The organism is Kitasatospora sp. NBC_00315, from assembly GCF_041435095.1.
Classification (GTDB): domain Bacteria; phylum Actinomycetota; class Actinomycetes; order Streptomycetales; family Streptomycetaceae; genus Kitasatospora.
Genome location: NZ_CP108025.1, coordinates 6,408,895 through 6,422,512, shown reverse-complemented (window position 1 = coordinate 6,422,512; position 13,618 = coordinate 6,408,895). Strand labels below are relative to the sequence as shown.

Sequence of the window (13,618 nt, the reverse complement as noted above, 5' to 3'; positions counted from 1 at the left end):
CTCCCCCACCGCCGGCCCGGGCAGCCCCCCGCGTTAGCCGGGACGACGCCTGCGGGAAAGTACAGTGTCACCTTCCGGGGCGGAGGGGCCGTCCGGGGCGGGCCGGCATCGGCGACGCTGACAGGGGGAACCACGTGGCGATCGAGTTGCCGGGCGAGGTGGTCTCGCTGTTGTCGTTCATCGGCATCAACTGGCCGACGGTGAACGAGGACAAGGTGCGTGAGTTCGCCTCGCACGTGAGGGAGTTCGCGGAGAGCGTGGAGTCGGCGCACCGGGATTCGACGGCGACGATCCACGCGTTGGGTGAGGCGTACGAGGGGGCGTCCTACGAGGCGTTGCTGGCCAAGTGGTCGCAGGTGTCGGACGCGCACTTCAACGAGCTGGTGCAGGCGTGCCATGTGGTGGCGACGGCGTTGGACGTGGCGGCGGGGGTGATCGTGGCGATGAAGATCGAGACGATCGCCGAGCTGGTGGTGCTGGCGGTGGCGTTGGTGGCGGACCAGGCGGCGGCGGTGGCGACGTTCGGTCTGGCGGAGGCGGCGGTGATCGCGATCGAGGAGGCCGGCAAGCGGCTGGTCAACGCTCTGGAGCAGCAGTTGGAGCAGTACGTGATCGGGCAGGTGATCGAGGCGGCGATCAACCCGTTGGTGGACGTGGTGGCGGGCGCGGTGGCCGGGTTGGTGTTCAAGGGTGCGGAGTCGGCGCTCGGGGTGTCGGGCGGCGGGGGCGGTACGGGGTTCCGGATCGATCCGGCGGCGCTGGAGTCGCACGCGCAGACGATGCACCAGCACGCCGAGACGGTGGCCGGGCACGCGCAGACCTTCCAGTCCAGGATCGCGGGGGTGAGCTTCGAATGAGCAACCAGATCGTCAAGGCGCTGGAGCACGGCGCGCAGAAGCTCGGCAAGACCCTGGCGGAGGACGCCGGGAAGGCGCTGAAGGGCTTCTACCGCAAGGCCGGCGACAACCTGAAGAACGTCGCCCACAACACCCGCGAGGCCGACGGCAAGCACGCCAAGGACCTGGAGAAGATCCTCAAGGGCGACGCCAAGAAGACCCCGCACACGGTGCACGCCGACGGCGGCGGCCCGCGCGATCGCGGTGGTCCGCCCAAAAACGACGGGCGGGGCCGGCGTCAGGTGGACAAGCCGCACGAGTCCGGCCGGCCGCAGGACTCCGTCTGTCCCGGTGGTGAACCGGTCGACATGGCCACCGGGCGGATGTTCATCGAGCAGATGGACCTCTCCCTGCCGGGGTCCCTGCCGCTGCTGTTCAAGCGCTCCTTCGAGTCGGGGTACCAGGCCGGACGCTGGATGGGCCCGCGCTGGGTGTGCACGTTCGACGAACGCCTGGAGATCGACGCGCAGGGCGTGGTCTACCTCAGCGCCGACCGGATCTCGCAGGCGTACCCGCACCCGGAGCCCGGCGACCCCTCGCAGGCGACGGCCGGTGCCCGCCTGGACCTGGCGGTCGACGCCACCACCGGTGACTACACGCTGACGGACGCGTCCACCGGCCTGGTGCGGGAGTTCACCACCTGGCCCGACGGCGGGACGGCCCCGCTGACCGCGATCCGCGACCGGTCCGGCCACCGCGTCCACTTCGCCTACGACGCCGACGGCTCGCCGCTGAGCATGACCCACTCCGGTGGCTACCGGGTGCTGGTGACCGTCGACAGCGGCCGGATCACCGCCCTGCGCCTGGCCGGCGCGGGCGAGGACGGCCGGGACGTCCTGCTGACCCGCTACGGGTACACCGACGGCCACCTGAGCTCGGTCTACAACTCCTCCGGCCGGCCGCTGCGGTTCGCCAACGACTCGCAGGGGCGGGTGGTCTCCTGGACGGACCGCAACGGCACGCAGTACCGCTACACCTACGACCAGTACGACCGGGTCCTCGCGGAGGGCGCCGCCGACGGCACCCTCGGGTTCGGCTTCGCCTACGGCGAGCCGGATCCGGTCACCGGGGTCAGGGTCCACTCCGAGACCAACGCGCTCGGCCACACCGTCCTCCACCACGTCAACGAGCTCTCCCAGGTGGTCGCCCAGAGCGATCCGCTGGGCCACACCACCCGGTTCGAACGGGACGAGTACGACCGCCTGCTCTCGCGGACCGACCCGCTCGGGCGGGTCACCCGGTTCGAGTACGACGGCGCGGGCGACGTCGTCGCCGTCACCCACCCCGACGGCGAGCGCTCCACGGCGGCCTACGCCGGGGAGCTGAGCCTCCCGGCGGTGATCACCAGGCCGGGCGGCCTGACCTGGCGACAGACCTACGACGAGGCCGGCCGGCGCACCTCGGTGACCGATCCGACCGGCGCCACCACCCGGTACGGCTACGACGAGGCGGGCCACCTGGCCTCGGTCACCGACCCGCTGGGCCACTCCACGCTCGTCCGGTGCAACGCGGCCGGCCTCCCGCTGGAGGTCACCGACCGCTCCGGAGCGACCAGCCGGTACGACCGGGACGGCTTCGGCCGGGTCGTTACCGTCACCGACCAGCTCGGCGGGATCACCCGGCTGACCTGGACGATCGAGGGCGCGATCGCCTCGCTCACCGCCCCGGACCGGACCATCGAGACCTGGGCCTACGACGACGAGGGCAACCTCCTCACGCACACCGACCGCGTCGGCCGGGTCAGTACCTTCGAGTACACGCCCTTCGAGACCCTCGCCGCCCGCACCGGACCGGACGGCGCCCGCCTCGCGTTCGACTACGACGCCCACATGCAGCTCGTCAAGGTCACCAACGCGCTCGGCCAGACCTGGGACTACGTCTACGACGCCGCCGGGCAGCTGATCGAGGAGTCCGACTTCAACGGCCGCACGGTCGGCTACCGCCTGGACGCCGCCGGGCAGCTCGTCTCCCGGACCAACCCCCTGGGCGCGCGGATCGACTACTCCTACGACGACATCGGCCGGCTCACCGGGAAGAACGCGGACGGAGCGGCCACCACCTACGGCTACGACCCCGCCGGGCACCTCGTCCGCGCCACCGGCCCGGACGCCGATCTGCTCCGCACCGTGGACCCGCTCGGCAACCTGCTGACCGAGACCGTCAACGGACGGACCCTCACCCACGCCCGGGACATGATGGCCCGGCCGGTCGGACGCACCACCCCGAGCGGCCACACCAGCGCCTGGACGTACAACCGGGGCGGGCGCCGGACCTCGCTGGTCACTCCGGACGGCCGGCTCGACTTCGCCTACGACGCCGCCGGCCAGGAGTCCGAGCGCGGTATCGGCGAGCGCCTGACCCTGGCCAGCACCTGGGACAGCGAGCACCGCCTCACCGGCCAGATCCTCAGCGCCGGGCCGTCGGTGCTGCAACGCCGGGGCTACTCCTACCGCGCCGACGGCGTCCTCACGGGGGTCGAGGACGAGCTCGGCGGCGACCGCAGCTTCGACATCGACGCCGCCGGCCGGGTCACCGCCGTCCACGCCGCGACCTGGACCGAGAGCTACGCCTACGACCCGGCCGGAAACCTCACCGAGGCCGAGTGGCCCGCCACCGGCGCCACCGAGGCCGCCCTCGGCACCCGCAGCTACCAGGGGACCGAGCTCGGCAGCGCCGGCCGCATCCGGTACGAGTACGACGGGGCCGGCCGCATCGTCCTGCGGCAGGTCACCCGGCTCTCCCGGAAGCCCGACAGCTGGCACTACGACTGGGACGCCGAGGACCGCCTCACCGCCGTCACCACCCCCGACGGCACCCGCTGGCGCTATCGCTACGACCCGTTCGGCCGGCGGATCGCCAAGCAGCGCCTGGCCGCGGACGGCGTCACCGTCGCCGAGTGGACGGACTTCACCTGGGACGGCAGCACCCTCGCCGAGCAGACCACGCACGCCCCCTACCTCCCCGGCCCGCACACGCTGACCTGGAACCACAAGGGCCTCCAGCCGCTCGCCCAGACCGAGACCATCACCACCCCCGCGACGGCCGACACGCCCCAGGAGCAGATCGACCGCCGCTTCTTCGCCATCGTCACCGACCTGGTCGGCACGCCCACCGAACTCGTCGACCCGGCCTCCGCCACCGTCGCCTGGCGCGCCACCCCCACCCTCTGGGGCAACACCACCTGGCCCAGCTCCAGCAGCACGTACACCCCGCTGCGCTTCCCCGGTCAGTACTTCGACCCCGAGACCCGGCTGCACTACAACCTGCACCGGTACTACGACCCCGAGACGGCCCGCTACACCAGCCCCGACCCGCTCGGTCTCAGCCCGGCCCCGAACGCCGACGGCTACGTCCACAATCCGCACACCTGGTGCGACCCGCTGGGGCTGATGCCGGATCCCAACGACGCCACCAGGAAGCACCTGATGGACCTGGGGAAGAAGCGGATCACGGACGTCGCGTCGACCCTCGGCGACGACGAGACCCCGCCGGGGGCCTACACCGTCGGCAAGGACCGGACCACCGGTAAGATCTACTACGGCGACAGCGGCCCGGAGACCGGCCACGAGCAGGCCGTGACGGATGCGATGCCCAAGGAGTCCCACCACGAACGCGGCCGCCCGCCGGGTGTCTGCGGCGAGCCGCGGATGTTCACCAACGCGATCAAGGACGGGGCCGATCCGAAGAACGTGGACCTGGTCACCGTCAACCCCAAGGGGAAGAAGTTCAAGATGTGCTCGAACTGCCAGACGTGGGTGCCCGATTTCGGAGGAGAGGTTCTGACCGGATGAGCGCCTCCCCCGAGCGGCCGGAGCTCGACCGCCTGCGCGACACCCTCACCGGGGCGCAGCGGTTCGAGGTCGGCCCGCTGGACGTCGAGGACGCCTGCCGGCGGTACGCCGAGGCCGGGTACGAGGTCACGCCCCGGCTCCGGGAGTTCCTGGAGAACTACGGCGAGCTCACGGTGACCTGGATGTTCCGGCAGTGGGAGGTCGAACTCACCACCTCGGTCGAGCAGGCACTGGACATGCCGGTCCGCAGTGCGCGGATCTACGCCAAGCGCATCGGGGAGCCGGTCCTCCCGGTCGGCGTCACCTCCTCCACGGAGGACTGGGTGCTGCTGGCCGAGAACGGCGACATCCTGATCGCCGGGGACGCCGGTGTCCAGCGCGTCGCCAACGGCTTCGCGCCGTCCCTCCAGGCCCTGATCACCGGTGACTGGGACATGACGTTCTTCTGAGTCCGACTGCCGTCCGCCGCCGTCCGTCCGGCCCGCACCCCGGCGGACGGCAACGGGGGCCCTGCGGACGGCGGCCGGTCACCGGCGGACGGCGGCGGGGCGCCGCCGGGCGGCAGCCGCACGCGCTCAGACCTTCGCCACCGCGTCGATCAGCTCGTCCAGTACGTCGGTGAGCAGGGCCCTGGTCTCGTCCGCCGGGCGGTCGGCCGCGACGGGCACCGGGCCCCACCACCACCGGGCCGCCTCGGGCGCCGGCGTGAACTCCAGCCGGGGGAAGTCGGATCGGGCCCAGATCCGGCGGACGGCCCCGGCGTAGGCGCGGTACACCTGCGGCCGCGCCTCGGCGGGGACGTCGTCGCGCCAGATGCCGAAGGTCAGCGGGGTGGGAAGCCCGGACGACCAGCGCTCGGGCTCGAACCCGGCGTAGAACCGCACCGCCGGGTTCACGACGTACCGGGCGCGGTAGTACACCCCCTTCTGGTCGACCCACTTCGCCGAGCCGTCCCGGGTGAGCCGCACGTCCCGGTCGAGACCCTCGAAGAGCAGCCCGGCCGTCGTGACGGCCTTGCGGAAGCTGTCGCGGCTGACGCCCTGCTCCAGTCCGGCGCGTGACCACTCCACCAGTTCGCTCTCCAAGCGGCCTACCAGGCCCTCCAGTTGCTCGATCTCGTAGTCCAACCGGCCGGCCGCCCCGGGGCTCTCCCTGATCCGCCGCAGGAGGACGGGCCAGGAGGTGACGACCAGGTGGCGGGATCCGGCGGTGGTCAGCACGTGCAGGCCGGTGCCGTCCGGGGCGAAGTCGTCGTAGCCGAGGCCCTCCGACCTCACCCGCCGGGCGAGTTCGTCACAGAGCGGCTCGATCCGGGAGCTCGGGCAGAGGAACAGCACCACCCCGCCCTCCACCACGCCGTCGAGGTAGCGGCAGGGCTGCGCGGGGGTCAGCCTGGCCCAGAACTTGCCCTCCACCGTGACCCAGCGTCTCCCGCCGTACTCGCCGACCAGATCCGGGCGGCCGAGGGCGTCCTGGTCCTGCCCCTCCGAGCGGTACACCAGGGCGTCGCGGTCGGCGGGGGCGACCTCCGACAGGGCCCCGAGCACCTGCCGGACGGCGGCGTACTCGCGGGCGAGGTAGGACAGTCCCCAGGTCGCCACCTGCTCGCGGCGGGTGACGAACTGATCGACGAGGTGCACGAGCAGGCCTTCCGGCACTGATCCCCCAGGGTGCGCGGTGTCCGATGCCGAGCGACTCTACAGGCACCGACCCGGAGGTCTCCGGGTCAGCCCGGGGACCGGCGGTGCGGGCCCGTACCGTGGCGGGCCGGGTTCGCGGCCCGGCCCGCCACCTGGCCGGCGCCCTCCCGACGCCCGCCCGGGGGCCCGCGCCGGGAGACGGCCGCCGCGCTCAGGAGAGCGCGGCGAACAGGAGTGACGCGTTGTGCCCGCCGAAACCGAAGGCGTTGGTGAGCGCAGCCCCAGGGGCCACCTCGCGCGTCGCGCCGGTGACGACGTCCAGCTTCACCCCCGGGTCGAGCCGCTCCAGGTTGCGGGTGGCGGGCAGGAGGCGGTCGCGCAGCGCGAGCACGGCGGTCACCGCCCCGAGCGAGCCCGCCGCGCCGAAGAGATGACCGGTCATCGACTTGGTGGCGGTGACGGCGGGGTGGCGGCCGATCGCCTCGGCGACCGATTCGGCCTCGGTGAGGTCCCCCCGGAGGGTCGCGGTGGCGTGGGCGTGCACCTGCGCCACGTCCGTCGGGGCGAGTCCGGCGCTCGCCAGCGCGAGACGCATCGCGCGGACCTGACCGGCCGGGTGGGCGGCGGTGATGTGGTGCGCGTCGGAGGTCAGCCCGGCACCGGCCAGTTGCGCGTACGGGCGGGCGGCGCGGGCGGCGGCGAACTCGGCGCACTCCAGGACGACGAGCGCGGCGCCCTCGCCGATGACGAAGCCGTCCCGGGCCGCGTCGAACGGCCGGGAGGCCGCCCGGGGCGCGTCGTTGCGGGTGGAGTGGACCCTGGCCTGGGCGAACCCGGCCAACGGGAGCGGGTGGATGCAGGCCTCGCTGCCGCCGGCGACCACCACGTCGGCCCGGCCCAGCCGGATCAGGTCCAGGCCGAGGGCGATCGCCTCGGCGCCGGAGGCACAGGCGCTGACGGGCGTGTGGGCGCCGCCCCGGGCGCCCAGTTCGATGCTGACCCAGGCGGCCGGCCCGTTCGCCATCAGCATCGGGACGGTGTGCGGGGAGACCCTGCGTACGCCGGAGGTCTCCAGGACGTCGTCCTGCCCGAGCATGCTCAACGCGCCGCCCGTACCGGTGCCGACGACCACCGCCAGACGTTCCGGGTCGACCTCGGGGCGGCCGGCGTCGGCCCAGGCCTCGCGGGCGGCGATCAGGGCGATCTGCTCGCAGCGGTCCATCCGGCGGGCCTGCACGCGGTCCAGGACCCCGGCCGGGTCGACCCGCAGCCGGGCCGCGATCCGGACCGGCAGGCCGGCGGCCCACTCCTCCTCGATCGCGGTGATGCCCGACTCGCCGGCCAGCATCGCGGCCCAGGTCGAGGGGACGTCCCCGCCGAGGGGGGTGGTGGCGCCGAGGCCGGTGACCACGACGGTGGTGTCTGCGACGGTCATCGGGTGCTCTCCCTTGTGGTGAAGTCACACACGTCCCCACTGGTCGTCGGGGCGGTGCTGTGGACATCTGCGACTCTGCCAGGGCAGTGACAGCCCATCACCTGCCGTCCGTGATCGACTTCGGGGCGGGTTGTTGGAGAGTCTCCACAGGAGTGCCCGGTATGACACCTGGTGCCAGGGCGTCGTGCGGTCTAACCGGGCAGCGGGCCGCAGGCCTCGTCCAGGATCGCCGCGATCCGGTCGAGGGTGGCCGGCGGCGGAGTGTACGGCACCCGCAGGTAGCGGCCGAGCGTGCCGTCGACGGCGAAGCCCTGCCCCGGGGCGAGGTGGAGCCCCGCCGCGCTCGCCCGGGCGGTGACGGCGTCGGCCCGCATGCCGTTCAGCCGCAACCACAGCACGAGACCACCCTGCGGCACCGTGAAATCCCACCGGCCGTCCCCGGCCAGCCGGCCGGCGAGGTGGTCACGCTGGGCGCGCAGTTCGGCACGGCGCCGCTCCAGCAGGGGGTCCAGCTCGTCCAGCAGCTCGACCGCGACCAGCTGCTCCATCGGCGGCGCGGAGAGCGGTTCGCTGAGCGGGTGGTGCAGGAGTTCGCCGACCAGGGCCGCTTCGGGCGCGCGGATCCAGCCCACCCGCAGACCGGCCCAGATCGCCTTGCTGACCGATCCGACCAGGACGGCGCGCCGGATCCGCGGCGGCAGCCGCGCCGGATCCTCCAGATGCAGGTCGCGCAGGGTCTCGTCGGCCACCACCGTGACCCGGTGCTCGGCTGCGGCCGCGGCGACGTCCCGCCGGGTGGCGGCGTCCATCAGTGCCCCCGTCGGGTTCTGGAAGTCCGGGACCAGGTAGGCCAGTCCGCCGTGCGCGGCGGCGAGGGCGGCCCGCAGCTGGTCCGGATCCCAGCCCCCGGTGGTGACCCGCAGGCCCACCGGCCGGGCCCCGGCCCCGCGCAGGAGGGCGAGCGCCCGGGGGTAGGTCGGGTTCTCGACCGCGGCGACCCGGGGGCGCAGGTGCGCGGCCAGCAGGGCGAGCGCGGCCCGGGCGCCCGAGGTGACCAGGATCTGCTCCGGCCTGGTCGCCAGCCCCTCGCGGGTGTAGCGCCGCGCGATCGACGCCCGCAGCTCGGGCAGGCCGGCGCCCGACCGGCCGCCCTGGGCCAGCGCGGGGCCGGCCCGCTCCAGTGCCCGGACGGAGGCGGCGAGATAGCCGGCCCGCGGGGCGGCCGGTACGGCCCGGCGCAGATCGATCGAGCCGCCGCTGCCGTCCGCCGAGAGGGGGGCGATCCGCTCGGCCGCCTGGGGCGGGAGCTGCACGGTGCTGGCACCGCCGTGCCGGGTGCGCACCCAGCCGCTCTCCCGCAGCCGGGCCAACGCGGCCACCACCGTGCCCCGGCTGACGCCGAGGCCCTCGGCGATCCGGCGCTCGGCGGGCAGTGCGCCGCCGACCCGCAGCCGCCCGTCCAGGACGGCCTCCCGCAGGGCGCCGTCCAGCGCGTCGACGAGCGGCACGCCGGCGCTCTGCCACGCGCCGAGGGCCCTGACCAGTTGCTCCACACCCATCCGCACTGGTCCAGTCTGCCCGAAGTGGACCAGGACGCCGAGCACGCCGCCGCCTAGCGTCGGGCCGGAGCGGACCCCGGCAGCGGCGGCCCCCGCTCCCACCGCATCCGCCCCACCCACCGCACCCACCGCACCCACCGCACGCATCCAGGAGCACCCGATGGCCCGTACCCCCCGCCCCCTGCCGCCGCTCGGCTACCTCCCGGCGGGCGAGCGACCGCTGCGCAGGCTGCCGCAGCTCTTCGCCGGCCTCGGGCTGTACGGCTTCAGCCTGTCGCTCATGGTCCGCGCCGGGCTGGGCGTCAATCCCTGGAGCGTGCTGACCGAGGGTCTGGCCGACCACACCCCGCTCAGTTTCGGCGCGACCAGTGCCGCGCTGGGTGCGCTCGTCCTGCTGTGCTGGATCCCGTTGCGGCAGCGGCCGACCCTCGGCACCTTCGCCAACATCGTGGTGCTGGCGCTCTCCTCGGACCTCGGGCTGCTCCTGCTCCCGCACCACCTGGGGCTCGCCGCCCGGCTCGTCCTGCTGGTGGCCGGCATCGCCCTCAACGCGCTGTCCATCGCCGTCTACGTCGGGGCGCGCTTCGGCCCCGGGCCGCGCGACGGGCTGATGACGGGGGCCGCTGCCAACACCGGGCGCTCCCTGCGGTCCGTCCGGACCGCGATCGAGCTGACGGTCCTCGCCCTGGGCTGGCTGCTCGGCGGCGGAGTCGGCCTCGGTACGGTGCTCTACGCGCTCGTGGTCGGGCCGCTCACCCAGCTGCTGCTGCCCCGGTTCGCGTACCGGGCGGCGGTGCCCCGGCCCGAGGCGGGGTTGGCCGGCGCGGCCCGGTGACGTGTGCCCCGGCCGATGCCGAGACGGGCTCCCCGCCTGGGGCCCTCGCCGTCGCCCGGCCTGCGGGGCGACGGCGAGGGCGAGGGCGAGGGCCGGGCCGGCGGGCCGCTCAGCCCAGCCGCGTGCTCTCCGGCGGGCCGAGGTAGCTGGGCCGCAGGCCACCGGTGTCGATCACCAGCTTCTGCAGCACCACCGTCGGGTCGACCATCCAGAACTTCAGCACGTGCGGGCCGGGGGCGGCCAGATGGTGCGTGGTGCTGGTGAGATTGACGTTGTCGGAGGTGTTGCGCGCCCACTGCGAATTCATGGTGCCGTCGTCGGCTCCGGTCACCGCGGTGACGTTGACCGTCTGCGGCGGGTCCTCGTCGAAGGAGACGGCGTACTTGAGCCCGTCGCTCGCCAGCGCGTTGTTGCGCGGGGACAGGTAGGCCCAGACCGTGACCGGGCCGGTGGTGAACAGGCTGACCTGGTACTCCAGGCGGGGGCTGCCGCCACCCGGCGTCTGCCGGGGCGCGGTGACCGGGATCGGCTCCATGCCGGCGCCGGTGCGGCCGATGCGCGGGATGCGCTGCCAGCCGATCCCGGCCGCGCCGACCGCCGCGCAGTGGTGCTCGGCCTCGATCGAGACGTACCCGTTGGCCTCCACGAATCCGGCCGGCCCGGCGCCCTCGGCAGCGGCCACCCGCCGGTTGTCGACCACCGCCCCCACCACCACCGTGCGCCCGTCGGGGCCGGAGACGGTCACCGGGACGTGGGTGAGGCCCTGGGGGGCCCTCGACCAGTCGACGCTGAGCGTCACGCGCTCCTGCTGGTCGACCCGGCCCCGGGTGCGGTCGGCCCTCAGCCAGGACACCCCCGTCCCGATCCGGTAGTCGAAGGCCCTGCCACCGCGGTTGAAGACCTCGATGTACTGGGCCGGTTGGCTCTGGTACGGGCTGAACACGGGCAGTTCGGCGGGGCCCTGCTCGTGCGGCCACCAGGCGCCGGAGCCGTCGATCGCGACGCCCATCTCCGCCGCGGCGGGCAGCTCGATCCGCCTCACGGCGGGGAAGAGCACGTCGGTCAGCGCCACGTTGTTCAACTCGGGCTGCTGCCAGGGTGCGTTGGGCCCGTAGCGCGCCACGTCGCCGTAGTCGATGTGCGGCTGGGTCTGGAACCCCTTCCACTTGCCGCCCGCCACGGCCGTGCCGAAGCGGTCGGCGAGCTGCCGGTCCTCGGCGAGCCGGGCCTCCGCCGCGGCGGCGAGGTCGTTGGTGCCCGCCCGCCCCTCGGCCGCGTACCGCAGGTTGGTGAAGCCCGCCTCACGCAGCTCGTACAGGTTGGCGGTGGCGGCGATCTCGTAGCCGACCAGTTCGTACCAGGCGTCCTGCCCGCTCCTGGGAAGCCTGCGGGCGATGGCCTCGGCGTCGGCGGCGAGCTTGCGCCAGTCCTCGGTGACCCGCTCCAGCTCCCGGTAGTCGGTGAGGCTGAAGGGGGTGGCCTGGTCGTCGTAGACGATCGCGGAGGAGTCCGTGGCCGGATCCCTGGCCGGGTCCAGGGTGATCCGCCGGTTCAGCAGCTCGGGCTTGCGGCGGGACTGCAGCTGTCCGTAGGTGCCGAGCACCTCGGCGACGGCCTGCGCCTGCTCCTCGCCGAAGTTCTGCGCGGCGTAGCGCCGTTCCCACTCGGGGAGGGCCTCCAGGCTCCAGCGGTCCGGCGCCCAGGCGTAGTCGAGGAAGAACTGGGTGGCCGCCTCGTTGCCCTTGAGGTCACCGACGTTGGTGACCCAGAGGCCGTGGTTGCCGTAGGCGTGCGCCTGGTGCAGCTGGTCCCACATGTTGGGGAGCGAGGTGGTGTCCACCCACTTGTAGTCGCGGCCCACCCCGACGTAGTCGAAGTGGTAGTAGAGGCCGTATCCGCCGGTGCGTGCGGCGCCGGGGGCGGGCAGCTTGCGGATGTTGCCCCAGTTGTCGTCGGTGAGCACGACGGTGACGTCGTCGGGCACCCGCAGGCCACGGTCCCAGTAGCGCTGGACCTCCTTGTAGAGCGTCCAGACCTGGGGAATGGTGGTGACGTCCCGGCCGCTGACCTCGGCGAGGATCTGCCGCTGGGTGGCGATGATCTCGGTCATCAGCTCGATGCCGTCGCCGTCCGGCAGGCCGACGTCGCCGTTGCCGCGCATGCCGAGGGTGACCACGCCCTCGAAGTCCTGGTCGGTCATCCGGCGGATGCCGTCGGCCCAGTACGCCTTCAGTGCGGCGGAGTTGCGCCGGAACGACCACTCTCCGGTGCCACCGTAGGGATCGTGGCCGGGGGTGGTCACGGTGCCGGCGGCATCGCGTACGGCGGGCACCGCGTGCCGGTTCCACTCCTCGATGCCGCGCATCATCGGGGCCTCGTGCGAGGTGCCCATCACGACGCCGTACGCCTTCGCGGTGGCGTGGTTGAGCGGGTCGTCCTCGGCGAAGGCGCGGCCCCAGACGGCCGGCCACAGGTAGTTCGCCCGCAGCCGGAGCATCACCTCGAAGATCTTCGCGTAGAAGTCGGCGTTGAAGCCGCCCTCGTAACCGGGCGCCTTGCCGGGGCCGAAGAAGGCGGGGGCCCAGGTGCCCAGCCCCGGGTTCTCGTCGTTGACGAAGAATCCGCGGTACTTCACCGCCGGGGTTCCCTGACTGTGGCGGCCGGGCCGTACGTACAGCTCGTCCCGGTGGAGCGGGGTCACGTCGTCCCACCAGTACCAGGGCGAGACGCCGATGGCACGGGAGAGGTCGTAGGCGCCGTAGATGGTGCCGCGCGGGTCGCTGCCCGCGATCACCAGCGCCCGGTCGACGCCCGGCATCGGCCGGTCGACCACGACCTGGAGGGAGGTCTCCCAGCGGCCGGCGATGCCGGTGACGTCAAGCCGGCCGGCGGCGACCAGGGCGTCGACCAGCGGACTGCGGCCGATGGTGCCGACGATGACCAGCTCGCGGGTGCGCGGCGCTGTGTCGCGCACGACGAGGGGGCGCACACCGGTGACCCGCGCGACGTCCGTCCGGAGGTCGCCGACGACCCGCACCACGCCGGGATGGTCCGCGGCGCTGACCAGGATCGGGGCCGCCCTGCCGCCGGCGACCAGCGGGAAGCCGCCGGCGCGGCCGTCCGGGGCGAGCAGGCCGTCCGGATCGCCGGGCGTGGCCGCCGAGGCCGAGCCGGCGAGGCCGAGCAGCGAGCCCAGCGGGGTCGCCAGCGCGGTGGTGAGGCCCAGGCCGGCGCCGAGGACCGCCCGGCGGCTGGTGTGGTGCGGGACCTGCTTGTCCATGCGGAGCTCTCCCAGGGTCTTCGTCTCGATGGTGACTTCGGTGGTGCGTCCCGGCGGTGAGTCTCCGCGGTGCGTCTCGGTGGTGCGTCCCGGCGGTGGGTGGGATCGGGCGCGGGCCCGGTGGGCCACGCCGCCCGGGGCGGCCGCGACCTGCGCCGCAGCCGCCCCCGGCGGTGCGCCGG

At 73.7% G+C, this 13,618-nt stretch carries 8 protein-coding genes; 4 read left to right on the top strand and 4 right to left on the bottom strand.

Features of this window, described 5'->3' with window-relative positions:
- Positions 1–134: 134 nt before the first annotated feature.
- From OG823_RS26780 to OG823_RS26770, 3 genes are read left to right on the top strand one after another with little or no spacing between them, the layout of a single operon-like run.
- Positions 135–857, top strand: coding sequence for a WXG100 family type VII secretion target (locus tag OG823_RS26780; RefSeq protein WP_371476709.1), 723 nt, complete (start codon positions 135–137; stop codon positions 855–857).
- On the top strand, positions 854–4,687 hold the full coding sequence (locus OG823_RS26775) for an RHS repeat-associated core domain-containing protein (protein WP_371482494.1): 3,834 nt from the start codon (positions 854–856) through the stop codon (positions 4,685–4,687). Before OG823_RS26780 ends, OG823_RS26775 begins: the two co-directional genes overlap by 4 nt.
- Positions 4,684–5,136 carry an SUKH-3 domain-containing protein gene (locus OG823_RS26770; RefSeq protein ID WP_371482492.1) on the top strand — a complete coding sequence of 151 codons (453 nt, stop codon included), beginning with the start codon at positions 4,684–4,686 and terminating at the stop codon, positions 5,134–5,136. Before OG823_RS26775 ends, OG823_RS26770 begins: the two co-directional genes overlap by 4 nt.
- A gap of 126 nt (positions 5,137–5,262) precedes the next feature.
- On the opposite strand, the gene OG823_RS26765 is transcribed toward OG823_RS26770, so the two are convergent.
- The 3 genes from OG823_RS26765 to OG823_RS26755 all read right to left on the bottom strand — a co-directional run bounded on the left by OG823_RS26765 (position 5,263) and on the right by OG823_RS26755 (position 9,321).
- Positions 5,263–6,327 (bottom strand): hypothetical protein, encoded by a 1,065-nt coding sequence (locus OG823_RS26765; RefSeq protein WP_371482491.1) that lies wholly within the window; start codon positions 6,325–6,327, stop codon positions 5,263–5,265.
- A 211-nt stretch (positions 6,328–6,538) separates the two neighbouring features.
- The gene (locus OG823_RS26760) at positions 6,539–7,762 is read right to left on the bottom strand and encodes a beta-ketoacyl synthase (RefSeq protein WP_371482489.1); all 1,224 of its coding nucleotides are present in this window, start codon (positions 7,760–7,762) and stop codon (positions 6,539–6,541) included.
- 191 nt (positions 7,763–7,953) lie between these two features.
- On the bottom strand, positions 7,954–9,321 hold the full coding sequence (locus OG823_RS26755) for a PLP-dependent aminotransferase family protein (protein ID WP_371482487.1): 1,368 nt from the start codon (positions 9,319–9,321) through the stop codon (positions 7,954–7,956).
- 160 nt (positions 9,322–9,481) lie between these two features.
- Between OG823_RS26755 and OG823_RS26750 the strand changes: the two genes are divergently transcribed.
- Positions 9,482–10,156 (top strand): YitT family protein, encoded by a 675-nt coding sequence (locus tag OG823_RS26750; RefSeq protein WP_371482486.1) that lies wholly within the window; start codon positions 9,482–9,484, stop codon positions 10,154–10,156.
- 109 nt (positions 10,157–10,265) lie between these two features.
- On the opposite strand, the gene OG823_RS26745 is transcribed toward OG823_RS26750, so the two are convergent.
- The gene (locus tag OG823_RS26745) at positions 10,266–13,436 is read right to left on the bottom strand and encodes a glycosyl hydrolase 115 family protein (RefSeq protein WP_371482484.1); all 3,171 of its coding nucleotides are present in this window, start codon (positions 13,434–13,436) and stop codon (positions 10,266–10,268) included.
- Positions 13,437–13,618: the final 182 nt, after the last annotated feature.

Bases quoted from the DNA above. Each gene is read 5' to 3' on its own strand.
- OG823_RS26775 (WP_371482494.1), top strand. From the start codon at position 854: ATGAGCAACCAGATCGTCAAGGCGCTGGAGCACGGCGCGCAGAAGCTC.
- OG823_RS26770 (WP_371482492.1), top strand. From the start codon at position 4,684: ATGAGCGCCTCCCCCGAGCGGCCGGAGCTCGACCGCCTGCGCGACACC.
- OG823_RS26760 (WP_371482489.1), bottom strand. From the start codon at position 7,762: ATGACCGTCGCAGACACCACCGTCGTGGTCACCGGCCTCGGCGCCACC.
- OG823_RS26755 (WP_371482487.1), bottom strand. From the start codon at position 9,321: ATGGGTGTGGAGCAACTGGTCAGGGCCCTCGGCGCGTGGCAGAGCGCC.
- OG823_RS26750 (WP_371482486.1), top strand. From the start codon at position 9,482: ATGGCCCGTACCCCCCGCCCCCTGCCGCCGCTCGGCTACCTCCCGGCG.
- OG823_RS26745 (WP_371482484.1), bottom strand. From the start codon at position 13,436: ATGGACAAGCAGGTCCCGCACCACACCAGCCGCCGGGCGGTCCTCGGC.